General features: G+C 61.7%; 22 protein-coding genes and 1 riboswitch. Of the genes, 12 read left to right on the forward strand and 10 right to left on the reverse strand.

Annotated elements, in window-relative coordinates:
- Nucleotides 1–408 precede the first annotated feature (408 nt).
- Nucleotides 409–948 (forward strand): alpha/beta hydrolase YcfP, encoded by a 540-nt coding sequence (ycfP, locus tag BN1129_RS11955; protein WP_042036781.1) that lies wholly within the window; start codon nt 409–411, stop codon nt 946–948.
- A 78-nt stretch (nt 949–1,026) separates the two neighbouring features.
- A complete protein-coding gene (locus tag BN1129_RS11960; RefSeq protein ID WP_042036783.1) occupies nt 1,027–2,319 on the forward strand; it encodes an NAD(P)/FAD-dependent oxidoreductase in 1,293 nt (430 codons plus the stop codon).
- A gap of 80 nt (nt 2,320–2,399) precedes the next feature.
- Here the strand turns inward: BN1129_RS11960 and BN1129_RS11965 are convergent, their stop codons facing one another.
- The 3 genes from BN1129_RS11965 to BN1129_RS11975 are packed head-to-tail and all read right to left on the reverse strand — an operon-like array spanning nt 2,400 to nt 5,456.
- Complete coding sequence (locus BN1129_RS11965) at nt 2,400–3,200, reverse strand: hypothetical protein (protein WP_042036785.1); 801 nt, start codon at nt 3,198–3,200, stop codon at nt 2,400–2,402.
- Between the two features lie 45 nt (nt 3,201–3,245).
- Entirely contained in the window at nt 3,246–4,322 is a 1,077-nt protein-coding gene (locus tag BN1129_RS11970; protein ID WP_042036787.1) for an HBL/NHE enterotoxin family protein, read from the reverse strand.
- A gap of 24 nt (nt 4,323–4,346) precedes the next feature.
- Nucleotides 4,347–5,456 (reverse strand): HBL/NHE enterotoxin family protein, encoded by a 1,110-nt coding sequence (locus BN1129_RS11975; protein WP_042036788.1) that lies wholly within the window; start codon nt 5,454–5,456, stop codon nt 4,347–4,349.
- Nucleotides 5,457–5,892: 436 nt separating this feature from the next.
- Here BN1129_RS11975 and BN1129_RS11980 point away from each other — a divergent pair, with 436 nt between their 5' ends.
- Together BN1129_RS11980 and BN1129_RS11985 are read left to right on the forward strand one after the other, a co-directional pair.
- The gene (locus BN1129_RS11980; RefSeq protein WP_042036789.1) at nt 5,893–6,210 is read left to right on the forward strand and encodes a heavy metal-binding domain-containing protein; all 318 of its coding nucleotides are present in this window, start codon (nt 5,893–5,895) and stop codon (nt 6,208–6,210) included.
- A 325-nt stretch (nt 6,211–6,535) separates the two neighbouring features.
- The gene (locus BN1129_RS11985; RefSeq protein WP_042036790.1) at nt 6,536–7,549 is read left to right on the forward strand and encodes a S66 family peptidase; all 1,014 of its coding nucleotides are present in this window, start codon (nt 6,536–6,538) and stop codon (nt 7,547–7,549) included.
- Nucleotides 7,550–7,618: 69 nt separating this feature from the next.
- On the opposite strand, the gene BN1129_RS11990 is transcribed toward BN1129_RS11985, so the two are convergent.
- Nucleotides 7,619–9,880 (reverse strand): LTA synthase family protein, encoded by a 2,262-nt coding sequence (locus BN1129_RS11990; RefSeq protein ID WP_042036791.1) that lies wholly within the window; start codon nt 9,878–9,880, stop codon nt 7,619–7,621.
- Between the two features lie 254 nt (nt 9,881–10,134).
- On the opposite strand from BN1129_RS11990, the gene BN1129_RS11995 reads away from it, so the two are divergent.
- Nucleotides 10,135–11,223 carry a protein kinase family protein gene (locus tag BN1129_RS11995; RefSeq protein WP_042036793.1) on the forward strand — a complete coding sequence of 363 codons (1,089 nt, stop codon included), beginning with the start codon at nt 10,135–10,137 and terminating at the stop codon, nt 11,221–11,223.
- A gap of 95 nt (nt 11,224–11,318) precedes the next feature.
- Here the strand turns inward: BN1129_RS11995 and lysC are convergent, their stop codons facing one another.
- Entirely contained in the window at nt 11,319–12,671 is a 1,353-nt protein-coding gene (gene lysC, locus BN1129_RS12000; RefSeq protein WP_042036794.1) for a lysine-sensitive aspartokinase 3, read from the reverse strand.
- 89 nt (nt 12,672–12,760) lie between these two features.
- A riboswitch (Lysine riboswitch) is annotated at nt 12,761–12,985 on the reverse strand.
- A gap of 108 nt (nt 12,986–13,093) precedes the next feature.
- Nucleotides 13,094–14,422: an amino-acid N-acetyltransferase gene (argA, locus tag BN1129_RS12005; protein WP_042036795.1), complete on the reverse strand. Its 1,329-nt coding sequence runs from the start codon at nt 14,420–14,422 to the stop codon at nt 13,094–13,096.
- Nucleotides 14,423–14,692: 270 nt separating this feature from the next.
- On the opposite strand from argA, the gene msrA reads away from it, so the two are divergent.
- Nucleotides 14,693–15,325, forward strand: a complete 633-nt coding sequence (msrA, locus tag BN1129_RS12010) for a peptide-methionine (S)-S-oxide reductase MsrA (protein WP_042036796.1) — start codon at nt 14,693–14,695, stop codon at nt 15,323–15,325.
- Between the two features lie 367 nt (nt 15,326–15,692).
- On the opposite strand, the gene BN1129_RS12015 is transcribed toward msrA, so the two are convergent.
- The 3 genes from BN1129_RS12015 to BN1129_RS12025 are packed head-to-tail and all read right to left on the reverse strand — an operon-like array spanning nt 15,693 to nt 16,934.
- Nucleotides 15,693–16,028 (reverse strand): DUF3802 family protein, encoded by a 336-nt coding sequence (locus BN1129_RS12015; protein ID WP_042036798.1) that lies wholly within the window; start codon nt 16,026–16,028, stop codon nt 15,693–15,695.
- A gap of 55 nt (nt 16,029–16,083) precedes the next feature.
- The gene (locus BN1129_RS12020; protein WP_157013367.1) at nt 16,084–16,560 is read right to left on the reverse strand and encodes a GNAT family N-acetyltransferase; all 477 of its coding nucleotides are present in this window, start codon (nt 16,558–16,560) and stop codon (nt 16,084–16,086) included.
- A gap of 17 nt (nt 16,561–16,577) precedes the next feature.
- The gene (locus BN1129_RS12025; RefSeq protein ID WP_042036799.1) at nt 16,578–16,934 is read right to left on the reverse strand and encodes an MmcQ/YjbR family DNA-binding protein; all 357 of its coding nucleotides are present in this window, start codon (nt 16,932–16,934) and stop codon (nt 16,578–16,580) included.
- A gap of 106 nt (nt 16,935–17,040) precedes the next feature.
- Here BN1129_RS12025 and BN1129_RS12030 point away from each other — a divergent pair, with 106 nt between their 5' ends.
- Nucleotides 17,041–17,838, forward strand: a complete 798-nt coding sequence (locus BN1129_RS12030; RefSeq protein WP_042036800.1) for an alpha/beta fold hydrolase — start codon at nt 17,041–17,043, stop codon at nt 17,836–17,838.
- Here the strand turns inward: BN1129_RS12030 and BN1129_RS12035 are convergent.
- Complete coding sequence (locus tag BN1129_RS12035) at nt 17,826–18,731, reverse strand: LysR family transcriptional regulator (protein ID WP_042036801.1); 906 nt, start codon at nt 18,729–18,731, stop codon at nt 17,826–17,828. The genes BN1129_RS12030 and BN1129_RS12035 overlap by 13 nt on opposite strands.
- 132 nt (nt 18,732–18,863) lie before the next feature.
- On the opposite strand from BN1129_RS12035, the gene BN1129_RS12040 reads away from it, so the two are divergent.
- From BN1129_RS12040 to BN1129_RS12060, 5 genes are all read left to right on the forward strand, one after another.
- Complete coding sequence (locus tag BN1129_RS12040) at nt 18,864–20,561, forward strand: L-lactate permease (RefSeq protein ID WP_042036802.1); 1,698 nt, start codon at nt 18,864–18,866, stop codon at nt 20,559–20,561.
- A 12-nt stretch (nt 20,562–20,573) separates the two neighbouring features.
- The gene (locus tag BN1129_RS12045) at nt 20,574–21,350 is read left to right on the forward strand and encodes a (Fe-S)-binding protein (RefSeq protein ID WP_084204639.1); all 777 of its coding nucleotides are present in this window, start codon (nt 20,574–20,576) and stop codon (nt 21,348–21,350) included.
- The gene (locus BN1129_RS12050) at nt 21,343–22,779 is read left to right on the forward strand and encodes a LutB/LldF family L-lactate oxidation iron-sulfur protein (protein ID WP_042036803.1); all 1,437 of its coding nucleotides are present in this window, start codon (nt 21,343–21,345) and stop codon (nt 22,777–22,779) included. The genes BN1129_RS12045 and BN1129_RS12050 overlap by 8 nt, the downstream gene beginning before the upstream one ends.
- Before the next feature lies 1 nt (nt 22,780).
- Nucleotides 22,781–23,425 carry a LutC/YkgG family protein gene (locus BN1129_RS12055; protein WP_042036804.1) on the forward strand — a complete coding sequence of 215 codons (645 nt, stop codon included), beginning with the start codon at nt 22,781–22,783 and terminating at the stop codon, nt 23,423–23,425.
- On the forward strand, nt 23,425–25,458 hold a 2,034-nt coding region (locus BN1129_RS12060), incomplete at its 3' end, for an FAD-binding and (Fe-S)-binding domain-containing protein (RefSeq protein ID WP_042036806.1). The genes BN1129_RS12055 and BN1129_RS12060, both read left to right, overlap by 1 nt.

Raw genomic sequence — 25,458 nt, forward strand, 5'->3', positions numbered from 1 at the left:
TGGACGGGGATGCGAGCGCAGACCTTGTGCGCGGGCAGGCAGGATCGGCGTGGATGGCCACCCCGGGTGCGCACCCATGGACGTTGGTACTGCACAAAACGTGCGCATTGGCTTAGCGGTGGCACGTTGGCTGGCGGTTTTGTGGACGGGATCACAGGGTGGGAAGGTTGTGGGTGGGTTATCGTTGGCCGGCCTGCGGGGCGGGCTCTCACATTGGTAGCTGGCGTATCATTTCTGCCTTGCGGGCTCTCACTTTGATACGCGTGCGGGGGTAAAGGCATCCTGGTTCTGGTTTCATCCGCAACCGCAGGCGTGATCCAAAGCAAGAAAGTGGGATGTTTTGGTGGCGCAGAGCCCTGCCGCTGGGGTAGTTTCGATAGAACCGACACAGTTTATGAGGTCTTGTCCATGATCATCTATCTTCATGGTTTTGATGCCACCAGCCCCGGTAATCATGAAAAAGTGCTGCAGTTGCAGTTTATCGATGATGATGTGCGTTTTGTGCACTACAGCACGGTTCACCCCCGTCATGACATGAGCCATCTGCTCAAGGAAGTGAAGAAGCAGCTCGACATGAGCACAGACCCCAAGCCCCTCATCTGCGGGGTGGGGCTGGGAGGCTACTGGAGCGAGCGGATCGGCTTCTTGTGCGGCATCAAGCAGGTGATTTTCAATCCCAATCTGCACCCCGAGATCACCATGCAGGGCAAGATAGACAGACCGGAAGAGTACGAGGATATAGGCACCAAATGTGTGTCTGAATTTCGTAGTAAAAATTCAGGAAATTGCCTCTGCATCCTTTCCGTTCAGGATGAAATCCGCGATAATGGCGAAATTGAGCGTGAATTGAAGAATTATTACAACATCCTGTGGGATGAGCGAGAGACTCACAAGTTCAAGAACATCTCTCATCACCTGCAACAGATGAAGGCTTTCAAGGAAGCCTGATTGCTCGTCACGTCATGGATTCAACTATCAAGGGAGCCGATGGCTCCCTTCGCTTTAATGGAACCGAGGTAATTAACCATGACCAATATTGTTGTCGTCGGCGGCGGGGCTGGCGGTTTGGAGCTGGCCACCAGTCTGGGTCGCAAGCTGGGCAAGAAGAACAAGGCCAGGATCACCCTGGTCGACCGTAACCGTACCCATCTGTGGAAACCCCTGCTGCACGAAGTGGCCACCGGCTCCATGGACGCGGGTATCGATGCCCTGAGCTACCAGTCCCATGCCAAAAACCACGGTTTCGATTTCCAGTTGGGCACCCTCACCGACATCAAGCGCGATGAAAAGCGCATCGTGCTGGCGAAGATAGTCGACGAGAACGGCGACATAGTGGTGCATGAGCAGGAAGTGCCGTATGACATCCTGGTGATGGCGATCGGTTCCGTGTCCAACGACTTCAACACCAAGGGCATCAAGGATCACTGCATCTTCCTGGACAGTCCCTCCCAGGCACACCGCTTCCACAACAGCATGATGAACCGCTTCCTGCAGTTCGCCACCGAATACCAGCCCGGTGACAAGGTGAAGATCGCCATCGTCGGCGGTGGTGCCACCGGGGTCGAGCTCTCCGCCGAGCTCTACAACGCGGTGGAGCAGCTCTATGCCTACGGTTTCAAGCACCTCACCACCGACAACCTGAAGGTGACCCTGGTGGAAGCGGGCCCCCGCATACTGCCGGCGCTGCCGGAGCGCATCAGCGGCGCCGCCCATCAGGAGTTGGTGAAGCTGGGGGTGGACGTGCGTACCGCCACCATGATCACCGAAGCCACCGCCGAAGGGTTGCACACCAAGGACGGCGAACTCATCGAAGCGGATCTGATGGTGTGGGCTGCCGGCATCAAGGCACCGGATTTCATGAAGGATATCGCCGGGCTCGAGACCAACCGCATCAACCAGCTGGTGGTGAAAGAGACCCTGCAGACCAGCCGTGACGAGAACATCTTCGTCATCGGTGACTGCGCCGCCTGCCCGCAGCCAAATAGCAAGTTCGTGCCGCCACGCGCCCAGTCCGCACACCAGATGGCGACCCGTGCGTGCAAGAACATCCTGGCCAAGCTGGCGGGTGGCGAGATGAAGCCCTACCTCTATCATGATCACGGTTCGCTGGTCTCTTTGAGTCGCTTCTCCACCGTGGGCAGCCTGATGGGCAACCTGATGCGTGGCTCCATGATGGTGGAAGGCCACATAGCCCGCATGGTGTACATCTCGCTCTATCGGATGCACCAGGTTGCCCTGCACGGCTACGTCAAGACTGGCCTCATCATGCTGGTGGGCCGCATCAACCGGGTGCTGCGCCCGACGCTGAAACTGCACTAAGCCGCAGTCGGAACAGCCGGTGCTGAACGCACAAAAAAGGAGAGGCCAGGCCTCTCCTTTCTTTTTATGTGATTCGTACGTCAGGAGGCATCATTGATCAGCGTTTTCACCTCCATCAGTGCAGCAGTGAAGAAGAGTCGCGCTACTTCAGGATCCCTCTGGCCAGCATCGTGGGCCACGTTGGCTATGTCGCCACCGAGGATGGTAATGGTGTTGCCGACCTTGGTCAGGCGATCTATCAGTGTGCTGAAGTTCTGAGAGAAGGCGTTGGTTTGTCCGAGGAAGCCTTGCTGGCGCTGGATCTGCCCCGTTATCTGGCTGACTTGTCCTTCCAGACTGTTCACCTTGCTCTGGGCTTGCGACAAGGTCACCGCCATGGCGATCAGGCCGGGTAGCCCCAGTAGCCCAAGGCCCAGCAGGTAAAGTTTCTTCTTGTTCAGCTCATCCAGCTCTTGGCGGGCTCCCGCCAGGCTTGACTGCAGCCCGGCGATGGTGGCCTGCAGCTCGACGCCAATCCGCTGCAGGTCCAGGTTGTCCTGTAGGATACGGCTATTGGCGGCTTGGCTTGCCCCCAAGGTGTGGGCCATCAAAGACTGGATCGGCGTTATCTCATCCTGCACCAGATTAATGAAGTCCTGCAGGGACTGGGGCGTGAGGCCGTTGGGGTTGGCCAGCTGCTGCTCCAGCTGTCCCTCAAGGCGTTGACCGAAGACCAGCACCTGTTGCTGCATCGTCAGCACCTCGGGTAGCAGATTGGCAATGACCTCGGTCACATTGTGCTGAATGTTGATGGCGCCCTGGGGGAGCCCGCTAAAGGACTGTATGGTGGCTTCTGCCTGCTGCATGTTGGCAATAGCCTGGGATAAGATTCCGTTGCTCATGGTGTCTTCTCGATAGGGAGAGGGCGGTGGTCCGCCCTCTGGGCATCAGGCGGCCAGGCGGCCGACGAAATCGGCTATGGTGGCGGTCCTGGGTACTTGTATGGGGCTGACACCGGCCATCTGTGCTTTGATGGTGTTCACGTCGGTGAGCACTGTCTTCACTGTGGTGTCGGCGGCGGTCAACCAGAGCTGGCGGATGTCGTCGCCGCTGGTGATGCCCTTGTCCAGATCAGTGATCAGGCTGCCGAGATCCGAGGTCAGGGAGTCCCAGGCATTGCTCATCTGGGTCGCGGCAGAGACAGCGTTTTGTGCCTGCACCTGGAGCCCTTGATAACCATTGCCGATCTGGGTGGCGATCAGTACCTCGCTGTTGAGGCTGCTGCGCTTCTGGTACAGATCCTGGCGGGCGCCCAACGAGTTGTGCAGCACGATGGAGCCTGCCGTAATACCGGCGGCACCTGCAACCATCATGGCGACGCCACCGATGACCACAGGCGTCGAGGTGCCAGCGGTGACGAAGTCGGCCACTGCGCCTATGGCGGTGACGAAGGCTCCGCCAATCACTAACAACCCCCCAACCACGATGCCGGCGATGGCGCCGTCGATGGCTGCGTTGACCTTGTCGATGTCACCGTTGAGCTGAGCCAGCACCCCGTTGTCACCCTGTACCTTGCTGTTGAGGTTCACCACTATGCCCTGGAAGTTGCGAGAGTCGATGATCAGCTGGTTGTTAAGATCCAGGATAATGAGACGAGTATCGGAAGAGATCTTATGGTACTCGGTGGCTTGTTCCTTGATAACGTTCAACTGCCTGAGCCACTGGGCCTTGGTGGAACCGGGGGGGAGCACGGTCGGGATGGCATTTTGCAGGGCGTAGTAGTTGGAGATGTTACTGATGTTGGTGATGATCTGTGGCTGGATCTGGTTGAGGTACAGGTCCGCATGCCCTTTGGCGACGTCCAGTCCCTGGTTGATCTGGGTCTGATTCTCCTTGAGATTCGGGAACTGGCTGAAGTCCACTGGCACTTGTTGCTTGACGCTGTTGCAATAGGTCTGGATCTGCAGCGCTTGCCCGGCCTGACCGGCCATGCTCTGGTCCATGGAGATGGTTGCATTCATCATGTATATCGTCCTTTTATGGTGGGATTAAGCGTCGGGCAGGACGCCGTTGCCGGCGTAGGCGGCCTTGATGTCACTCACCTGATCGGAGAGCTGTTGCCAGGATTGGGTATTCAGCGCCAGGGTGCGCCTGAGCAGACGTACATCGCCGCTGTTGTTGAGGTCGGCCACCACGGGTACGGCGCTCTGATAGGCGTCGGCCACCTTTTGCCAGCCCAGGGGCAGGCCAGTGATCGCCCGGGCTACCGTCTCGTAGGTGCTGACAAACAGCTGGTTTTGGGCCTGCACCGACTTTGCGACCGTCAGTATGGCGTTGGTCTCGGCCAGCGCCTGGTAGGCCAGTGCCAGTTTCTGGGTATTGGCCTTGAGCTCCTTGGCTGCCAGGCTGGCACCGGCTATGCCGGATGACAGGGCCTGGATACCGGAGATCATGTATTGGGTCTGCTGGTCTGACCCCTTGGCCGAGCTTTGACTCGCGGCAGGCTTGCCGGCGGGGGTTTCCTCCAGCGCCAACGAGGTCACGATAGCGCGGCCCAGTTGGCCTACGCCGTCACCGGCCTTGCCACCTTCGTCGACAATGGCCTGAATGTTTGCCGCTATGGCCTGGTTCAGTGCGTCGATGGCCTTGGCCTGGCGCTGGGCGTCGGCGATCAGATCCTGCTCGAGCCGAGTGATCACCCCAAGGAAGTTGTCCATCAGGGGACGCAGCGAACCCCAGGCGATCTGGAATCGGGTATTGAGCGCCTGGGCCGTGAGCCGGTAACTCTGGGCCTGATCGGCCAGCGAGGTCAGCTGTTCTGCCAACCGGGCTCGCCCGGCCAGCACAGCCGCATCGTCATCCTGGCCGAGCAGCCGGTTGAACGCCGCGACAAGGGCGTAGAAATTCGAGCCATGGCTCATCAGATTGATAAAGCCAGGCAGGTTATCTTGTTGGTAGTAGCGCGCCTGGTTGAGCATCTGCGCCTGGTAGGCCTCAATCTTGACGGCCAAAGATGAGTCGAGCTCACTCCTGGCCAGGGACTGCTGCATCAGCAGCAGATTGGCATAGCTCTGGTTGAGTAGGGCCGGTGAGGCCGCAGACAGGTAGGCTGCCAGCAGGCCTTGATCCCCCAGATCCAGTGTGGTGATCGTGGTCATGGCGTGGCCTCCGTACCGGCTTCGGCGAGGTGGCTTGCGTGGAAACGTACCCGCGTTGAGGGGCTGGGGTGAGGTGGTCGGGTGTCGAGCTGCATCATGATGCTGTCCTCGTGACGAAGTGGGTCAGTCTCCGGCGTAGGGCCGGGACAGACTCACCCTATGGAAAGGCGAAATGGGTCACAACTGACACTTGTATCACTTGAAGTTTGAGCCAAATCGGCTAATGAGCGCCTTTTGGTGCTTGTTGTGCCGGTTGCTCGGCGTTGTCGTCCGTTGGCTGATGCCTGCAGGATCCAACCAGTCGACTCTCTGCAGATCCTGCCCCTCCCAACACCAGCCGCCATGATCCAACAGACACGTATCGAGTCTGTTTGCTTGCCTGGAAACTATCGCTGTTTTAGGCTCTCCCCCCAGTACAATCGATAAGGAAACCAAGATGGTCCTCTCAACCACCCCCACTTTGGAAGGCAAGACCATTCGTGAATATCGCGGCATCGTCGTTGGCGAAGCCATCCTCGGCGCCAACATCTTCAAGGATCTGTTTGCCGGGATCCGCGACATCATAGGCGGCCGCTCCGGTGCTTACGAAAAAGAGCTGGCCCGTGCCCGCGAGATTGCCTTCGATGAGCTGAAAGAACGTGCCCGCGCACTGGGGGCCAATGCGGTGGTCGGCATCGATATCGACTACGAGGTGGTGGGGCAAAACGGCAGCATGCTGATGGTCAGCATCAGCGGTACCGCCGTGTTGGTCTGATCCCGTGAGAAAACTGAAAAACCGGCAACCAGCTGTCGGTTTTTCAGTTTTTGCGCCCCGGTGTCGGTGGATGGCGACCGATCCGCTACCTGCTCTTGATGGTCAGCCTCCATACGCAGTGCGGCTCTAAACCGACGAGCGAGTAGATCGTTCAGCACCCCCATGCTTGGGCTTGAGCCCGTGATCATCCACCGGTTGGAGCTGACCAGTACGTTGACGCTGTCATCTTTTCCTGGTGACGGCAGGGTCATGGAGTGGCTATTATGAGTCCTCTTTTGTGGGCGCCATGCCCTGGATGGCCATATTCGGAACAGGATTTCTTGCGATGACGTTACTCAAGCCGCCAGGGCTTAAACCTGGCGATACCATAGGTTTTTTCTCCCCCTCCAGCGCGGCCACGGCCTGGGCGCCACATCGCTTTGCTCGCGCAAGGGCTTTTCTGGAAGCGCAGGGCTTCAGGCTCAAGGCGGGCAGCCTGACCGGCCAGCAGGATCACTGGCGATCCGGCTCCATCGCTGCGCGGGCCGAAGAGCTCAATGCCCTTATTCGCGACCCCGAGGTGCGCTGCATCATGTCGGTGATTGGCGGCAGCAATTCCAACTCCCTGTTGCCCTATCTCGATTTTGATGCGCTCAAACGGGATCCCAAGATCATCATCGGCTACTCGGACGTGACGGCCCTGCTGCTCGGCATTTATGCCAAAACCGGCCTCGTTACCTTTTATGGCCCGGCGCTGGTGGCCTCGTTCGGTGAATTGTCACCGCTGGTGGATGAGACCCTGGCCGGGTTTAGCCAGATCTGCCTGGCTGGTGGGGGCGCCGTGCCTCATACCTTGCCGACCCCTGCCTATTGGACCGACGAGCGGCTCGATTGGGAAAACCAGACGCGGGCCAAGCAGTGTCAGCCTAACCGGCAGATCTCGGTGGGGGCTGGTCGGGTGCGGGGACGGTTGGTGGGTGGCAACCTCAATACCATGGCGGGGATCTGGGACTCCCCCTATATGCCAGCCATCGCGCGCGGGGATATTCTGCTGCTGGAAGACAGCCTCTTGACAGCGGATACGGTGGAGCGCTCCTTTGCCCATCTCAAGCTGTGCGGGGTGTTTGACCGCATCGGCGCCCTGGTTCTCGGCAAGCACGAGCTGTTCGATCATCAGGGCAGTGGCAAGCGGCCGCTCGATATCCTGCTGGAGGTCGTGGGGGAGCCGGCCTTTCCTATCCTGGCGGAGTTTGACTGCGCCCACACCCACCCCATGCTGACCCTGCCTCTTGGCATCGAGGCTGAGCTGGATCTCGATGCCCAGACGCTCACCTTGTGCGAACCTTGGCTTGGCGAGTGAGTCATCCCGTCAACCGTAGTATGCAAAGAGGCCGCAACAGCGGCCTCTTTGCCGTTCTCAGGTTCGGGATCAGGGCAGGGCATCGGGCCGGAAGCTGGCGCGGATCTGCGGCACCAGACTTGATGGGTCGAATCCCTTCTCTTCACCCAGCACAGGATGGAGCAGGGCCAGCTCCGGGATCGGGGTCAAGTCTCCCGCCAGCAGCTGGCGGGTGGCCTGGCCCATCTGGTAGAGCTGGCGCACAGGGGCAAACTGCTGCGCGAGTGAGATACCACCATCATTGCGGGTAAAGGCCATCATGGGGATCTGGTAAGTGGCATCGCGAGGCGGTTTGTCACCATGAATCCCCTTGCCTGCCGACATCAGGAACGGCTGGTGATCGCCAAAGGCTACCACCAGATACCGCTTGCCGGACTGGTCCAGAGTCTTGAGCAGCCGCTCCAGCGAGGCCATGGCATCCACCACGCCCGTGTAGTAGGTGTTGAGCAGCTGGCGCTCTGCCGCGCTCTGATCAGGGCAGGCCTTGTCGAGTTGTTGGGCCTGATAGCGATCCCCGTCGAAGGGGCCATGGCCCTGCATGGTGACCGCATAGGCAAACAATGGCTGGTTATCCTGTTCGCTGCGCTTGAGCAGGTGATCGATCAGGGCATCATCCGAGATATAGAGCCCTTTATGTTCGAGCGTGGTGAAGTGGCTATCGAACCAGCGCTCCTCGTAACCAAGGGCCGGGATCGCCTTGGCGCGGCCCCAGAACTTCTCCACATAGGGGTGGGCAAACAGGGTCTTGTAGCCACTTTGCTTGGCACTTTGCGCAAGGCCGGGCACCTGCTCGGAGAGGTAGTAGTAGGGCACGACCCCTTGCCTGAGCAGTCCCACCGGCAGGCCCGTGTTCATCTCGAATTCGGCCAGCACCGTCATGCCGCCCGTGGTGGGAGAGTGGATGGTCTTGTGCCACTGCTGCACGCTGGCGGGCAGGCTCAGGGTAGGGGGTGGGGCGCAGATCTTGCCCTGCCAACCGAGCCAGAGCGACTCGTACTGCAGCACTATCACCAGATCGAAGCGGGGGGGTTGCACCTCGCTCGCATGGCTGAGCTGGGGAGTGAACTCGTTGATCTGCAAGGGGTAGCGAAACACGCTGCCGTTTTGCAGCATCTCGTCCACCAGATTGAACAGGTAGAGGCCAGGGCCGGCCCGTATGATGTCCCTGTGATAGTTGACCGCCCTGTCCACGTAGCGAATGTTGGCTCCCAGCAGCTTGTTGCCGGTCTGGGTAGCGAATACACACAGAGCAAAGAAGGCGGCGGTGGCGGCGGCGGTGCGCAGGATCCAGCGTGACAGGGCGAAACGCCAGCAGAGAAACAGCAGCAGGCTGGCGCCCAGCACTGGCAACACGGGATGTTGCCCCAACAGGATACGCAGCAGCGCCAGCAGGTTGCCGAGATCGTCCCCGCCCAGCGGCACCCCGTAGATGGCAATTTTCATGAAGTTGGCGAGCAAACCGATTCCGGAAAGTGCGGTAAAGACCAGCCCCATGTAAAGATTGAAACCCGCCAGTGCACACAGGCTCCAGCCCAGCACCATGCTGCCCCAGGCGAGGTAGTAGTGCTCGGGCCTGAAACCGGACCAGAGCAGAAATTCCCCCAGTTTGAACACCACGAAGCCGTGCAGTAGCACGAAGGTGAGGTTGCCGAGCAGCAGGCTGCCGATGATCCGCCAGCGCAAGCTGCGTCTGAGGCGGGGCAGCACGGTTCTGAGCACGGCGGCGCTCAGGGCCAGCACCAGCACCATACTGGTGAAGAGGTAGCTGAGGTTGAAGCCCTGCTCCGGCAGGGTCTGCAGGATCTGGCTGAAGTCTGCGCTCTCGGGGCGATCCGCCAGCAGCAGGCCGATCCGCAGCTGATAGCGGCTGGAAAGGGCATCGTCTGGCGCCCTTAGTGTGCTGTTGAGATCTAGGGTACAGCGGGTTTCGCGGCACACCTGCCGCTTGTATACCGCTTGATTCAGTTGATCGATCCGCTCCCCCCGTTCGTTGAGCAACTCCACCCGAACCCTGTCCCCTTCCTGCAGCGGCCCCTGCAACTGCCACTGGCTGCGTACCACCAGGTAGAGGCCTCGGCTGTCGCTCTTGTAGAGCAGGGCGTGACGGGTGAGGGTGGCGATCGGCTGATCGGCAGGCCCCAGTACCAGCGGCTGGGCCCGACCTAGCCAGCTGCCGGGATTAATCAGCGGCAGTATCAGGGTCAGCAGCAGCAGCGCGGCCAGCACGCCAAGCAGCAGAGAGGGCAGGCTGGGTACCCTGGCTGACAAGCGTGCTGAAGGGGGGACTTTCATATGAGCTCATCCTTTGAGCGAGTGATGACGGCAACTGGCTGCTGCATTTAATTTGACCCGATGGTGGGGGGCTTGTTCCTTGTTGTCAATTTAATGACAAGACAATGAATATGTCGTGACCATGAAGCCATGCAAACTGTGATCCGGATCGGACGGTCACACTCATTCTGTGATGAAAGCGTCATCATGACGCTTTGCCTCTGGTCTGTGCCTGCCTTACTGCTTAGTCTCTCAATAATGATGGAGGTGCATGTATGAATCCCAAGGTAGCGGCACGTCAGGCAAGATTGCTCCGCATGTTGGAGAGCAAGGAGGAGATCCGGATTGGGCGCGAGCGGGATTGCCCCTTGCCACTGGCGCAGCTGGTGAGGCTCAAGGCGGATCATCCCACCGTGCTCAAGGTGTATCGTCATGGCCTCACCGCCGAGGTGTTTCACCTCAAGGTGGAGGGACATCACTGGTGCCTGAAACGGCGCCGGCACGACTCCCTGGTGGCCAACGTCGATGGCAAGACCGCCTTCCTGACCGAGCTGGAGCGGCGACGCGAGATAGAGGCCCTGCGCGAGCTGCACCCCACCATTCTCTCCAATGTGGTCTGTACCTGCTTCGGTTCGGCCCGGGCCGGGTTGCTTATCTCCCCCTGGCTGCGGGGCGTGCCTGTGCATGATCTCAACGAGCGCAATCTGGCCCAGATGCTGGCGGTGCAGGCCGAGCTTGCCCACTGGGGCTGGTTTGACTGGGATCCGAGCCCGGGCAACCTGCTCGACGATGGCCAGCAGATCACAGTGTTCGACTTTGGCTACATGTGGCCGTTCGATCCCCATCATGAATTCAACTCAAACGGTCTCGCCGATCCCCAGTTTCATGTGCCCGAGCGGCTGGAGACCCGCACTCTCTCGGGCCTCTGGCTTGACGAGCCGGACCCTCTGCCGCAATTTCGCTACTGGCGCGGCCTCTGCCTGAGTTGGGTGCAGCGCGAGCTGCAATACCTGACACGGGAGGGCGCCAGCGCCCCCGTGCTGGCCCGCTTGCAGGGCTTGCAGGGGGAGTGGAGCTCGGCACTGGCCAGCGACGCGGCGCTCGCCGCCAACTGGTGGCGCGACATGTATCGCAGCCACAGGCTCGACATCCAGGATGATCTCAGCGGCAAGAGCTGCGGCCCGCTCACCCTGCGTCGGCTCGACTGGCTGGAGCGGGCGGTGACCGAGCACTTCGCCGAGCTGGTGGACAACTTGGGGCCGGACGAAGCCGGGCTCGACCAGGCGGCGCTGCTGGCCCGGCTTGCTGGCCTGCGCGAGGAGATCTGCGCCTGTCTGCTGCCGGTGCCCACCCTGGTGGTCTAAGCGGGCACGGGTATCTAGGTCGATGACACTCGTAGCAACGTAATGAGGGGCACCCTGGGTGCCCCTCATTTATGCAGTGTCAAATCCCGGCTGGCTCAGTCGAGCAGCTCCTGGTGGAGGCGGTTGACGATGTGGCCAGCCTCCTCTTCCTTGACCAGGAAGCAGAGGTTATGGGTGCTGGCGCCGTAACAGATCATACGGATATTGTGCTCGCGGATGGCGTCAAAGACCTGGCTGCCCACCCCGGCCGCCTCGCTCATGCGGTTGCCGATGAGTGCCACCAGGGCCAGCCCGGTTTCGACCTTTACCTTGCACAGCTGACCCAGCTCGGCCAGCACCTTGTCACTGAGCATGGGTTCGCCGTTGCTCTGGCTGCCGGTGTGATCCAGGGTGAGCGACACGTTCACCTCCGACGTGGTGATGAGATCCACCGAGATGCGGTGACGGGCCAGGATGCCAAACACCTCGGCCAGGAAGCCATAGGCGTGGAACATGTTGAGGCTGTGCAGGGTGACCAGCACCTGCTGGCGGCGCAGGGCCACGGCGCGAAACAGCGGGCTGGTGCGGGTGCTGGCACGGATCCAGGTGCCGCCGGCCGCCGGATCCTTGGCCGAGCCGACAAACACGGGTATGTCCTGGCGTACCGCAGGCTGCAGGGTGGCCGGGTGCAGTACCTTGGCGCCGAAGGTGGCCATCTCGGCCGCCTCGACGAAGCTTATTTCGGGGATGGGGCGGGCGCGGGTGACGAGGCGCGGATCCGTGGTGTAGATACCGGGCACGTCGGTCCAGATCTCTATGCTGCTCGCATCCAGCGCTTCGGCAAGCAGTGCTGCGCTGTAATCGGAACCGCCCCGACCCAAGGTGGTGGTGCGACCGTCGGCATCCGAGCCGATGAAGCCCTGGGTGATGATGAGGCTGTCGCCGAGCAGGGGGGCCAACGCCTGCTGGCAGAGGACGCGGGTGGCGGCGAGATCCACGGTCGCCTTGCCAAAGCGGCTGTCGGTGCGCATCAGCTGACGTACATCCTGCCAGTGAGCCTTGACGCCGCGCTGGCGCAGCAGCTCGTGAAAGAGGCGGGTGGACATCTGCTCGCCGCAGGCGATGAGGCGATCGGCCAGCTCGGCATCCGTATGCTGACTGGCCTGGCGCGCCATGGTGCGGATCTCGCTGAGGGTGGCATGGATCAGGGTACTCACATCGCTTGGGTCGCCCAGCGCCGTCAGTATGGCCTGCTGGATCTCGGCCAGTTTAGCCAGCTGAGCCTCCTGGCCAGCCTCGTCCAGATCGCCCTGGGCAAGTGCCACCAGCAGGTTGGTGACACCGGCGCTGGCGCTCAGGACCACCACCCGGGTGGCCGGATTGGCCAGCACCACGTCGGCGCAATGGTTCATGGCTGCGGCATTGGCGACACTGGTTCCGCCAAACTTGGCGACATTGATCGGGCTCATTGCTTACTCCTGTCTTAATTGAAAAATCTGGATCCATCGGGCAAAAAGAGAGGAGGAGGCTGAAAATGGCAGGAATCAGAGAAGCTATCCCGGCCAGAAGCACTCCACCTGCAGAGCCCATCCCGTACCAGCCCCTTGTGGGGCTCGGTGGGGGATGACCACTACCGATGACAGCCCGGGGGATTCAGCCCCCGCAGCCGACGTTGAGGTATCCAGTTGCCTCACTCGTCTCGGCGCTGCTCCCCCTGACCCAAGTTCATCGGACGCTGGTGTCCTTCCTCGGGCTGCCTGGGCAGCGCTCCTCTTCTGGCTCCACCGCAGGCGGTGGAGTACAATTAGAAATACCCTGCGCTGGATTGCACTGTCAATCGAGATTGTGAAAAAGTTAACAATCGGCGACAACCCGACACAAGATCAATAACTTACGAAATGGTCTTTGACAAAACTTTAGAGCGGCGCTGCCAGTTGTAGAAGTGCTGCCGTTCCACTGGCAGGTCTTCCACCTCCAGTGGATCGAAGCCCCGTTCCCGGAACCAGTGAATGGAGCGGGTGGTGAGCACGAACAAACGGCGAATGCCGAGCCGCTTGGCCCGCTCGGCCACCTTGGCTACCAGCTGATCCCCCCGGTTTGAGTTGCGATACTCGGGGTGAATGGCGACGCAGGCCATCTCCGCCATCGCCTCTTCCATGAAGCAGTAGAGCGCCGCGCAGCCGATGATGAGGCCGTCGCGCTCTATGATGGTGAACTTGTCGATCTCCATCTCCAGCTGCTCGCGGGAGCGGCGCACCAGGATCCCTTCTTCCTCCAGCGGGCGGATGAGATCGAGAATGCCGCCGATATCTTCTATGGTGGCGGCGCGGGCCCGCTCGGCACTTTCTCGCACAATCTGGGTACCAAGGCCGTCGCGGCTGAACAGCTCCTGCAGCATGGCGCCGTCATCCTGATAGCTCACCAGATGGGAGCGGGGCACGCCGCCACGGCAGGAGGCAATGGCCGCGCGCAGGTAGCGGGCGGTACCGGACATCTCTTCCCCTGCTTGCTCCAGCTCCACCAGCAGCTCTTCGGCCTGCTCGGGGAAGAGCTCGGAGATGGCCTCGCCATGTCTGTCCATCACCCCTTGAGTGCTGCTGAAACAGATGAGCTTGTCTGCTTTCAGATCCACCGCCACCCGGCGGGCGACCTCTTCCGAGCTCAGGTTGAAGCTCTCGCCGGTGACCGAGCAGCCGATGGGGGAGATGAGCACCAGGCTCTTCTTATCCAGCTGGCGGGTGATCCCCTCCACGTCGATGCGGCGTACCCGACCGCTGTGGCAAAAATCGATGCCATCATCTACCCCCAGCGGCTGGGCGGTGACGAAGTTGCCGCTCACCACGCTGATGCGCGCCCCCTGCATGGGGGTGTTGGCCAGCCCCATGGAGAGCTGGGCGGTGATGTCGTACTGCAGGCCGCCACACACCTGTTTGATGATGGTGAAGCTGGCATCATCCGTGACCCGGATCCGTCTGTGGTACTGGGCCTCGATACCGGCGCGAGCCAGCGCCTCATCATTTTGCGGGCGTGAGCCAAACACCAGCACCAGGCGAATACCCAAGGTCTGTAGCAGGGCGATATCGCTGACGATATTGGCAAAATTGGGGTGGCAGATGGCTTCCCCGCCCATCATCAGCACGAAGGTGGCACCTCTGTGCACGTTGACATAGGGGGTAGACTGCCGAAAGGCATAGACCAGGCTGGGTTCACGTTCACGCACTTGAGGCTTCTTCCATAAAAAAACAGCAATGGGCTCAATATATGAAAATAAATTCACAAATCAAGACTAAATATTGATTTTTACGTTTTTTGCCACCATTTGGGCTGACAGGGGATGAGGGACCTCATCGGGCGATTGCCGGGTGCTGAAGGATGCCGCTACCCCAGCGTGGCTGCGGCCTTGGTTGATCCCGGCTCATAACCTGTTATCTTCGAGACTCCTTTTCGTCAGCTGTGCAATCGCACAGGTTTTTATACAAGGACAGGGTTCATGGAACAGATTATTTCACCGGCAGACGCGCTGCCGGGACGCCGCGAGACGATGGTGATTGGCCAGCAACATGCGGTCAATGGCCACCTGACCCAGGGCCCCTGGCCTGAAGAGATGGCGGTAGCCTGGTTTGGCATGGGCTGTTTCTGGGGGGTGGAGCGCCTGTTTTGGCAACAGCCCGGGGTTTACTCCACCGCAGCCGGTTATCAGGGCGGTGTTACCCAGAATCCGACCTACAAAGAGGTGTGCAGCGGGCTGACCGGCCATGCCGAGACGGTGCAGGTGGTATTTGATCCCAAGGTGATCAGCTACGGCGATCTGCTCAAGCTGTTCTGGGAGCAGCATGATCCGGCCCAGGGTATGCGCCAGGGCGGTGACATCGGCACCCAGTACCGGTCGGTGATCTTCTATGCCGACGAGAGCCAGCAGGTCATCGCCCAGCAGAGCATGGCGGCCTATCAACAGGCCATGATGGCCAGTGGTGACAGCCGCGCCATCAGTACCCGCATCTTGCCGCTGGCGCCCTTTTATTACGCAGAGGATTACCATCAGCAATATCTGGAGAAGAACCCGGAAGGGTATTGCGGACTGGGTGGCATAGGTGTCTGTTTGCCGCCGAGCCTGACTCGCTAAGAGGCTGTGCCGCGTTCGACAACGCCCTGTTTACCATATGAAAAAGAGCTGCATTTGCGGCTTTTTTTGGCGGTCAGGTAGCGCTGAACAAGCTGAGTGTCAGCGCAGTGAAAAAAATCGTAAAAAAATGGGTCATGGCCGGGAACTAAAGCGGAGCGACCTTGCCTAACTGGGTAGCTTCCAAGGATGGAAGCCAAGACCAGACACATTTCTTGCCTCGATATTCATTAAAAGTCATTGAAAAGCTTGATGAGTTGAAATGATAGCAAGCAGGGCTGCCCGTTGAAGGCGGCCCTTTTCATTTAGGCTGTTGGCGGGGATATTCGGCGCTCGAGTGTGCGCCACGGCGACAAGCTGTCTCGACGGGCTAGCTGATGGCGCCGTCAAACAGGTTCTTGATGAGATCGATGAACTCTTCGAGAAAGGCTTGTTGGGGCGGGGTCGGGGCGCGCAGCCAGACGGCGGAGAGCACCTCTTCCAGATCGGCGACCACGGCATCGGCTTCTTGCATGATCATGAAGCGCAACTTGGGATCGAGCTGCGGGTTCTGTTCGCAGATGGCCATCAGGTTGCCAGCGACCCGGCTGCTCACCAGATCTTCGATGGTCTGTTCACCACTGCTCTGTTGCTGGGCTTCAAACAGCCCCAGACTCTCCACCAGATACTCAATCAGGGCGATATAGCCTTCGCTTTCTACAACCATGGCGGCTTAAATCCTCAACAATACGGAAAAACTGTGCGTATTTTAGTGGCTGGACCTAGCTTGGCAAGCGCCAGTGCAGACGATAGCGGATAAAACCGACCCCGCCGCGCTCCACGCTTTCCAATCCGGTCAGCTGAAAGCCATACCGTAAAAATAGTCCATAGCTGAAGGCACTGGCCTCCGTCGTCAGGGTCTTGATGCCGAGCCGACCGGCCTGGTTGAGGGCAGTGTCGAGCAAGCGGCCACCGAGCCCCTGCCGTTGATGGTCGGCGCTCACATAGAGCAGGCTCAGGTGACCATCGTCGCTGAGGGTGACAAAGCCGAGTACGGCGCCCCCTTGCTCCAGCACCCAGCCGTGGTGATCACGCAACTGGCTGGCAAGGCCCGGATGATGGGCGCCGAGGGCCCATTGCTCCACCTGCGCCTCGCTGTAGTGTTCGGGGCCGCGTTGGCGCACCGACTGCTCGAACAGGATGATAAGGGCGGGGATATGCTGCTCGCTCAGCGGGACCAGATTGGGCTGCTTTGGCATGGGGTGGCTCACAGACATCATAGTGTCGGGGCTTGCGGCCGCTTGGCCCTGGGCAGGCCAGCGACCACCCGCTCATAGGAGTGGTGCACCCAGCCTTGCCACAGATCGCAGGCCAGGGTGTCGCTCAGGGTCACCGTGTTCCAGTGCTGCTTGTTCATGTGCCAGCCGGGTGTGACCTCGGGGTGGATCTCCCGCAGCAGCAGGGCAAGGTCGGGCTCGCATTTGAGGTTGATGGTGAGCGGCGCTGCTTGCCAATCCACCAGTGCGAACATCTTGCTGGCGATGCGGTAGACCAGGATCTCCGGGCCAAACGGCGTGTCTTCGGTGGCGCCCGGCAGGGTCAGCAGAAAGGCTCTCAAACTCGTCAACTCCATGCTCAGGTTCCTCGCCAGTTGCCATGCAAACGTATTAGTCGGGTGAGAATATCTGTTAAGATGCGCGCCTACTATACCCCAATGCCGTCGATGAGGGAGTCGCAAGATGCTGTATCACAAGACGTTCGAGCTTGGCCCCGACAGGGATTGGGTGGTATTCGTGCACGGTGCCGGTGGCAGCTCCTCCATCTGGTTCAAGCAGCTGCGCGCCTATCGCGAGCACTTCAACGTGCTGCTGCTGGACCTGCGCGGCCACGGGCAGTCTCACCGGTTGCAGCAGGTGGTCAAGGGTCACTACAGCTTTCGAGCCGTGACTGAGGACATAGTACGCCTGCTCGATCATCTCAATATCCGCTGCGCCCACTTTGTCGGCATTTCGCTGGGCACCATCCTTATTCGCCATCTGGCGGAGCTCTGCCCGGAGCGGGTCAAGAGCATGGTGCTGGGCGGCGCCATACTGCGACTTGATATTCGCTCCCGGGTATTGGTGCAGCTTGGCCGGGTCGGCCAGCACATCCTGCCCTACATGTGGCTCTACCGGCTGTTCGCCTTTATCATCATGCCGCGCCAGCACCATCAGGAGTCGCGCAACCTGTTCGTGCGCGAGGCGCGTAAATTGTGCCAGAAGGAGTTCAAACGCTGGTTCCGCCTCGCCACCGAGGTCAATCCGCTGATGCGTTACTTCAAGGAGCGCACCCTGCCGATCCCGACCCTCTATGTGATGGGGGAGGAGGATCACATGTTCCTGGCACCGGTGCGCGAGCAGGTGGCCCGCGATGCCAGCGCCTCGCTGGCGGTGATCGAACAGTGCGGCCATGTCTGCAATGTGGAGCAGCCGGAGCTGTTCAATCGCACCACGCTGGACTTTATCGCCCGCCAGACCTCATCCACTCACCCGAAGTAATGGGCGATGTCGAGGTAGCGCTGGCGGATGTGCTCGATCAATAGCCTTATCTTGCGCGGCGGCTGACGGGTAAAGGGGTAGACGGCGTAGATGCCGAGTTTCTTGCCCACCTGATCGGGAAAAAGGTCCACCAGCTCGCCGTTCATCAGATCGTGATAGACCAGGCAGCGCGGCACATAGACGATGCCGCGCCCCCCCAGTGCCGCCTTGCGCAGGGCCCCGGCGTTGTCGGTGCAAAAGCTGCCCGACACCGACAAGAGATAGTTGCCGTTCTCCCCCCTGAAGGCCCACTCCGAGGCGCCCGTGCTCTGGTAGGCGTAGCGCAGGCAGTTGTGTGCCAGCAGATCGGAGGGCACGCGCGGTGCTCCGAAGCGGCGCACGTAGCCGGGGGAGGCGCAGATCACCCACTGGGAATCGAGGATGTGACGGGCGATAAGACTCGAGTCATCCAGATAGCCGGTGCGAATGACCAGGTCAAACCCCTCTTCCACCAGATTGACGAAGCGATTCTCCAGCGACATCTCCACCGTGAGCCCAGGGTGCTGCTGGCAAAAGTCGGCCACCGCGTCTGCCAGCAGCAGCTCCCCCGAAATGGTGGGCACCGACATGCGCACATGGCCGCTCACCTTTTCACCAAACCCCGCCACGGCGTCGAAAGCGTCCAGTGCGGCGGCCTTCACATTTTTGGCACCCTGATAAAGCTCCTTGCCCGCCTCGCTCAGGGTGAGGCTGCGGGTGGTGCGATAGAGCAGCTGCACCCCGAGATCGTCCTCCAGGCGCCCAATTCGTTTGCTAACCACTGAATTTGTAAGGGAATTTTGTTCAGCCACCTTGCTGAAGGAGCCGGCTTCCACCACCTGGGCGAAGAGAATGAGGTCGTCGCTACGGGCCATATTGATCAACTTTTGGAATTAATGTTGTTCATTATTTCCATATATCGCGAAAAGGGAAGAGAGTAAGGTCACGTCCGCTTAACAAAAAGACAACAAGGTGCACCTCTGCACCACTCGGACAAGGACGCAATGATGACAGACACCCTGCTGGCCCTGATGGCCTTCTCGCCGATCCTGGTGGCCGCCGTGCTGCTGGTCGGCCTCAACTGGCCCGCCAAACGCGCCATGCCCATCGCCTTTCTGTTGACCGTCTTGATCGCCCTGTGGGGCTGGCAGATGAGCCCGACCCGGGTGATCGCCTCTACCCTGCAGGGGTTGTTGATCACGCTGACCGTGCTCTGGATCGTGTTCGGCGCCATCCTGATGCTCAACACCCTCAAACACACAGGCGCCATCACGGCGATCCGCAGCGGCTTTACCAACATCTCGCCGGATAGGCGTATCCAGGCCATCATCATCGCCTGGTGCTTCGGCGCCTTTATCGAAGGGGCCTCGGGCTTTGGTACGCCAGCCGCTATCGCCGCTCCCCTGCTGGTGGCCATCGGTTTTCCGGCGCTCGCCGCCGTGCTGCTCGGCATGATGATCCAGTCCACGCCGGTATCATTCGGTGCTGTGGGTACCCCCATTCTGGTAGGGATCAACAAGGGGCTCGACAGCCAGACTATCGGCCAGACCCTGAGTGCAGGCGGCAGCAGCTGGGAGGTTTACCTGCAGCAGATCACCACCAACGTGGCCCTCATTCACGCCACCGTCGGCACCCTGATGCCGGTGCTGATGGTGATGATGCTGACCCGTTTCTTTGGCCGTCACCGCAGCTGGACCGAGGGGCTCGCCATATTGCCGTTCGCCCTCTTCGCCGGGCTGGCCTTCACCGTGCCCTATGCCCTGACCGGTATGCTGCTTGGTCCCGAGTTCCCGTCCCTCATCGGCGGTCTGGTGGGGTTGGCGCTGGTGGTAACGGCGGCGCGGGCCGGCTTTCTGGTGCCCAAAACCGGGTGGGATTTCGCCCCTGAAAACGAGTGGCCGACCGAGTGGCTGGGCTCCCTCAAGCTCGATCTGAAAACGGCTGCCGCCCGCCCCATGTCGCTGCTGCTGGCCTGGATGCCCTATGTGGCGCTGGCACTCCTGCTGGTGGCAAGCCGGGTCAGCCCCGGGTTCAAGGCAAGCCTCTTGTCGGTGAGCCTTGCCTTCACAGACCTGCTGGGGGAGCCGGGAGTGAGCGCCTCCATTGAACCGCTTTACCTGCCGGGGGGCCTGCTGGTGCTCTGCGCCCTGCTGGCCACCCTGCTGCAATCGCGCTCCCTTGTCCCCTTTGGCCGGGCACTGGGGGAGTCCAGCCGTACCCTGATCGGGGCCGGCTTCGTGCTCATCTTCACCGTGCCCATGGTGCGCCTCTTCATCAACTCCGGCGTGAACGGGGCGGATCTCGCCAGCATGCCGGTGACCACGGCGAATTTTGCCGCAGGGTTGGTGGGGGAGTTCTTCCCGGCCCTGAGCGCCACCATAGGGGCGCTCGGGGCCTTTATCGCCGGCTCCAACACTGTGTCGAACATGATGTTCAGCCAGTTCCAGTTTGAAGTGGCCCAGACCCTCGGCGTATCGACCGCCGCTATGCTGGCGCTGCAGGCGGTGGGGGCGGCGGCCGGCAACATGATTGCCATTCACAACGTGGTGGCGGCGTCGGCCACCGTGGGGCTGCTCGGCCGTGAGGGGGCGACGTTGCGCAAGACAGCGCTACCCACGCTCTACTACCTGCTGGCCACCGGCCTGATCGGGCTGGCGCTCATGTACAGCTTCCACATCTCGGACGCACTGCTGCAATTGAAGTAAGGAGAGCAAGTGATGAAGGTAATGCGGGTCTATCCGGCCAAGCCGGCCGATGTCTATCTCTATGCCACCTGTCTGGTGGATCTGTTCGACCCGGTGGCGGGGCTCGATGCCATCGCCCTGCTCGAGCGGGAGGGGATAAGGGTGCACTTTGTCGAGAAACAGACCTGCTGCGGACAGCCGGCCTACACCTCCGGCCATGAAGAGGAGGCGCGCAAGGTGGCGCAAAGCCAGATGGCGCTCTTCCCCGAGCCTTGGCCGGTGGTGGTGCTCTCTGGCTCCTGTGGCGGCATGATGCACCATCACTATGGTCGTCTCTTTCCCGGCAACCCCGAGGTTGCGGCCTTCTGCGAGCGGGTGTTCGAACTCACCGAGTTTCTGGCCCAGATCTGCCGGGTGCGCTGGCACGGAGTGGGGGAGGCGAGCATCGTCATGCACACCTCCTGCTCGGCCAGGCGCGAGATGCAGGTGCACAGTCGAGCCCGAGCCCTGCTGGGCCAGCTTGAGGGCGTCACCCTGCATGAGCAGGCCTACGAGAGTGAATGCTGCGGTTTTGGCGGTACCTTCTCGGTGCGCCACCCCCACATCAGCCAGGCCATGGTGGAGGACAAGACCCGCCACCTGCTGGCGACCGGTGCCGACACCCTGGTGAGCGCCGACTGGGGGTGCCTGCTCAATATCAAGGGATCCCTGGCCTATCAGGGCAAGAGACTTCCCGCCATGCACCTGGCCAGTTTCCTGCTCGCCCACAGCGAGCCTGTGGCAGAAAAAAAGGAGGCCCACCATGAGTGAGCACGCCAAGTATTCGCCGCGCCGCTTCCATCCCCAGGCCGAGGCTGCCCTGGCCGACCCCGTGCTGCGCCAGAACTTTCGCGGCGCCATGGATTATCTGCGCGGCAAGCGTCGTGATGCCTTTGCCGACCCGGCCGAGGAGGCGGCGGTGCGTGATGCCGCCGAGCAAATTCGCCAGCGCTGCCTCTCGCGCCTGCCGGAGCTTTTGGAGCAGCTCGAAGCCAACTGCGAGCGCAACGGCATCCGGGTGCACTGGGCCCAGACGCCCGACGAAGCCAACGCCATCATCCTCGGCATCGCCCAGCAACACGGGGTGAGATCCATCGTCAAGGGCAAGTCCATGGTGAGCGAGGAGGTGGGGTTCAATCACGAGATGGCGCGCCACGGCATCCGCTGCCTCGAGAGCGACATGGGGGAGTTCATCGTCCAGCTCGACGGCGATACCCCGTCCCACATCATCATGCCCGCCATCCACAAGAACAAGCAGGAGGTGAGCGACACCTTCGCCCACAACCTCGAAGACTTCACCCCCACCACGGACGTGGACGCACTGATCCAGACCGGGCGGCGGGCCCTTCGCGAGGAGTTTCGCCGCGCCGGCATGGGGCTGTCGGGGGTCAACTTCGCGGTGGCGGAGACCGGCAGCCTCTGTCTGGTGGAGAATGAGGGCAACGGGCGCATGTGCACCACTGTGCCAAACGTGCACGTGGCCATCACCGGCATCGAGAAGGTGGTGGAGTTCCTCTCCGACGTGCCTCCCCTTTACAGCGCCCTGACCCGTTCGGCCACCGGTCAGGCGATCTCCACCTACTTCAATGTCATCAGCGGCCCGCGCCGGGAAGGGGAGCTGGACGGCCCGGACGAGGTGCACCTGGTGCTGCTCGACAACGGCCGCAGCCAGGCCTATCGGGACGAGGAGCTGCGCAAGACCTTGCAGTGCATCCGCTGCGGCGCCTGCATGAACCACTGCCCGGTCTACACCCGCATCGGCGGCCACGCCTACGGCACCATCTACCCGGGCCCCATCGGCAAGATCATCTCCCCCCATCTGCTGGGGCTCGAAAGCACCAGCGATCTGGTGACGGCGTCGAGCCTGTGCGGCGCCTGCGGCGAAGTGTGCCCGGTGCGCATTCCCATTCCCGACATGCTGCAGCGCCTGCGCCGGGAGGCCAAGCACGAGGCGGCGCCGGGTCGCGAGCCGCTGGCAGGGCAGGGGGCTGCTGGCAGTCGTCTGGAATCCCTCGCCATGCAGGGTTTTGCTTTTGCCGCCACCCACCCACGGATCTATCACGCCGCGACCGGTGTCGCCGGTCGGCTGCGGGCTCTTGTGCCAACACACCTGGGTCCCTGGACCCAGTGCCGCGAGGCCCCCAAGCCCGCCCCCCGAAGCCTGCACGCCCTGCTGCGCCGGAAAAAAAAGGAGTCTTGATATGTCGAGCAAAGAGGCCATATTGCACCGCCTGCGCGGCGCGGCCACCCCCATTGCGCCTGCACCGCATGCCTGGCAGCCCTGGTGCGGTGAGGATGATCAGACGCGGCGCGCACGTTTCCTTAGCGGGATCACCGCCGCCCACGCCGAGATCCTGACCGTACAGGAGGCGAACCTTGCCCGCGAACTGACCGCCTGGCTGGATGGGGAAGGGATCTCGCGGCTCGCCTGCGGCCAGGGTGGCCGCTGGCAAGATGAGGTGGCGGTGGCTTGCGCCGGGCGCTCGGTATTGACGCCCGCTGGCGAGTTCGCCAGCTGGAAGGACTCGCTGTTCGACACCCGTCAGGCCGGCATCACCCACTGTGCGGGCGCCATCGCCGATACCGGCACCCTGGTGTTGATACCTGATGGCGGCGAGCCGCGCACCCTCTCCCTGGTGCCCCCCTGTCATATTGCGCTGCTGGCGGCGTCCACCATTGCCGACAACCTGGCCGGGTTGGTGGCGGTGGGGGGCTGGCAACAGGCCATGCCCACCAATTTGCTGCTGGTTTCCGGCCCCTCCAAGACCGCCGACATCCAGCAGACCCTGGCCTACGGTGCCCACGGCCCGAGCCGTCTGTTGGTAGTGCTGGTGGAGGATTGTTGATGCGCTGGAACGAGTTTGATGCCGCCCTGCTTGCGCGTATTCCACCGGCGCGGCTGGTGAGCGACCCTGATCTGCGCCTCGCCCACGGTACGGACGCGAGCTTTTACCGGCTGGTGCCCGAGCGCATCGTGCGCCTCGACTCTTTGGATGAGGTGCGCTTCGTGCTGGCGCTGTGCCGCGAGTTGAACCTGCCGTGCACCTTTCGCGCCGCTGGCACCAGCCTATCGGGCCAGGCCCTGAGCGATTCGGTGCTCATTACCCTGACCGACAGCTGGCGCGGCCACCGTATTTTGGACGGGGGGGCGCGCATCGCCCTGCAACCCGGGGTGATCGGCGCCGATGCCAACCGCTATCTGGCCCCCCTGGGGCGCAAGATAGGGCCGGATCCGGCGTCGATTAACGCCTGCAAGCTGGGGGGCATCGCCGCCAACAACGCCAGCGGCATGTGCTGCGGCACCGCCCACAACAGCTACCACACATTGCACGCCATGACCCTGTTGCTGGCCGATGGCACTGTATTGGATAGCGGCAACCCGCACAGCCGCGCCGCCTTTGCGCAGTCCCGTCCCGATCTGCTGGCGGGGCTCTCTTCGCTGCGCACCGATGTGCTGGCAAACACGGAACTCACCGCCAAAATTCGCCATAAATACCGGCTCAAGAACACCACGGGCTACGCCATCAATGCCCTCATTGACCATGCAGACCCGGTCGATATCCTCACCCACCTGATGATTGGCTCGGAGGGGACCCTCGGCTTTATCGCCGAAGTGGTGCTCGACACAGTGCCGGAACACCCCCACAAGGCCTCGGCCCTGCTGGTGTTCAGGGATGCCGAGCAGGCGTGTCTGGCCACCTCGCACCTCAAAAGCGCGCCTGTGGCGGCGGTGGAGCTGATGGATGGGCGTTCCCTGCGCTCGGTGGCGGGCAAGCTCGGTCTGCCGGACTTTATTGAACGGCTGGACCTGGTCGCCTGCGCCCTGTTGATCGAGGTGCATGGGGAGAGCAAGGAGGCGCTGGTCGATCGCTGCGAGCAGGTGATGGGCATGGCTGCCGAGTTCGTTCAGGTGGCCTCTGTGCCTTTTACCAGCGAGAGCACCGGGCTCTGGGCCATTCGCAAGGGGCTCTTCCCGGCAGTGGGGGCGGTGCGCACCACAGGCACCACCGTCATCATCGAGGATGTCGCCTTTCCCGTCGAGCGTCTGGCCGAGGGGGTGGCGGGGCTGCAAGCCCTGTTCGATGAGTTTGCGTATCATGAGGCCATCATCTTCGGCCACGCGCTGGAGGGGAACCTGCACTTCGTCTTTACCCAGGGGTTTGATGATCCGGCGCAAGTGGCGCGCTACGGCGCCTTTATGGATGCGGTGGCCGAACTGGTCGCGGTGCGCTTTGGCGGGTCGCTCAAAGCCGAGCACGGCACCGGCCGCAACATGGCCCCTTATGTGGAGCTGGAGTGGGGGCCGGAGGGGATGGCGCTGATGCGCCGCATCAAGGCACTGCTCGACCCCGATGGCCTGCTCAATCCCGGTGTCATCATCAACGACGACCCCAAAGCCCACCTTGCCCACCTCAAACCCATGCCGGCGAGCGATGCCATCGTGGATCCGTGCATCGAGTGCGGTTTTTGCGAGGCGGTCTGCCCCTCGCGCACCCTGTCGCTCTCGCCGCGCCAACGCATCGTGCTCTATCGGGAGTTGTCGCGCCGCGAACGCAGCGGTGAGCCCTCCCGCGAGCTGGCCCGGCTGTTTGACTATCAGGGCATTGACACCTGCGCCGCCACCGGGCTCTGTGCAGACCGCTGCCCGGTCGGCATCAACACCGGCAGCCTTATCAAGAAGCTGCGCCGCGAAAAGTATCAGCGCTTTGTGCCCATCGCCCGCTGGAGCGCCGATCACTTCGCTGGCGTCACCCGCACCGCCCGCAGCGCGCTGGGGCTCAAAGGCATTGCCGGCAAGCGGTTGGGAGAGAAAGCGCTGGCGGGGTTGGTGAACGGGGTGCGCCGCGTCAGCGGCCAGCGTCCCCCCGCCAGGCTGCCG

It is taken from the genome of Aeromonas popoffii (assembly GCF_000820025.1).
GTDB lineage: Bacteria > Pseudomonadota > Gammaproteobacteria > Enterobacterales > Aeromonadaceae > Aeromonas > Aeromonas popoffii.

Excerpts from the sequence above, each read along its gene's own strand:
- ycfP (WP_042036781.1), top strand. The coding sequence starts at position 409 with ATGATCATCTATCTTCATGGTTTTGATGCCACCAGCCCCGGTAATCAT.
- BN1129_RS11960 (WP_042036783.1), top strand. The coding sequence starts at position 1,027 with ATGACCAATATTGTTGTCGTCGGCGGCGGGGCTGGCGGTTTGGAGCTG.
- BN1129_RS11965 (WP_042036785.1), bottom strand. The coding sequence starts at position 3,200 with ATGAGCAACGGAATCTTATCCCAGGCTATTGCCAACATGCAGCAGGCA.
- BN1129_RS11970 (WP_042036787.1), bottom strand. The coding sequence starts at position 4,322 with ATGATGAATGCAACCATCTCCATGGACCAGAGCATGGCCGGTCAGGCC.
- BN1129_RS11975 (WP_042036788.1), bottom strand. The coding sequence starts at position 5,456 with ATGACCACGATCACCACACTGGATCTGGGGGATCAAGGCCTGCTGGCA.
- BN1129_RS11980 (WP_042036789.1), top strand. The coding sequence starts at position 5,893 with ATGGTCCTCTCAACCACCCCCACTTTGGAAGGCAAGACCATTCGTGAA.
- BN1129_RS11985 (WP_042036790.1), top strand. The coding sequence starts at position 6,536 with ATGACGTTACTCAAGCCGCCAGGGCTTAAACCTGGCGATACCATAGGT.
- BN1129_RS11990 (WP_042036791.1), bottom strand. The coding sequence starts at position 9,880 with ATGAAAGTCCCCCCTTCAGCACGCTTGTCAGCCAGGGTACCCAGCCTG.
- BN1129_RS11995 (WP_042036793.1), top strand. The coding sequence starts at position 10,135 with ATGAATCCCAAGGTAGCGGCACGTCAGGCAAGATTGCTCCGCATGTTG.
- lysC (WP_042036794.1), bottom strand. The coding sequence starts at position 12,671 with ATGAGCCCGATCAATGTCGCCAAGTTTGGCGGAACCAGTGTCGCCAAT.
- msrA (WP_042036796.1), top strand. The coding sequence starts at position 14,693 with ATGGAACAGATTATTTCACCGGCAGACGCGCTGCCGGGACGCCGCGAG.
- BN1129_RS12015 (WP_042036798.1), bottom strand. The coding sequence starts at position 16,028 with ATGGTTGTAGAAAGCGAAGGCTATATCGCCCTGATTGAGTATCTGGTG.
- BN1129_RS12020 (WP_157013367.1), bottom strand. The coding sequence starts at position 16,560 with ATGCCAAAGCAGCCCAATCTGGTCCCGCTGAGCGAGCAGCATATCCCC.
- BN1129_RS12025 (WP_042036799.1), bottom strand. The coding sequence starts at position 16,934 with ATGGAGTTGACGAGTTTGAGAGCCTTTCTGCTGACCCTGCCGGGCGCC.
- BN1129_RS12030 (WP_042036800.1), top strand. The coding sequence starts at position 17,041 with ATGCTGTATCACAAGACGTTCGAGCTTGGCCCCGACAGGGATTGGGTG.
- BN1129_RS12035 (WP_042036801.1), bottom strand. The coding sequence starts at position 18,731 with ATGGCCCGTAGCGACGACCTCATTCTCTTCGCCCAGGTGGTGGAAGCC.
- BN1129_RS12040 (WP_042036802.1), top strand. The coding sequence starts at position 18,864 with ATGACAGACACCCTGCTGGCCCTGATGGCCTTCTCGCCGATCCTGGTG.
- BN1129_RS12045 (WP_084204639.1), top strand. The coding sequence starts at position 20,574 with ATGAAGGTAATGCGGGTCTATCCGGCCAAGCCGGCCGATGTCTATCTC.
- BN1129_RS12050 (WP_042036803.1), top strand. The coding sequence starts at position 21,343 with ATGAGTGAGCACGCCAAGTATTCGCCGCGCCGCTTCCATCCCCAGGCC.
- BN1129_RS12055 (WP_042036804.1), top strand. The coding sequence starts at position 22,781 with ATGTCGAGCAAAGAGGCCATATTGCACCGCCTGCGCGGCGCGGCCACC.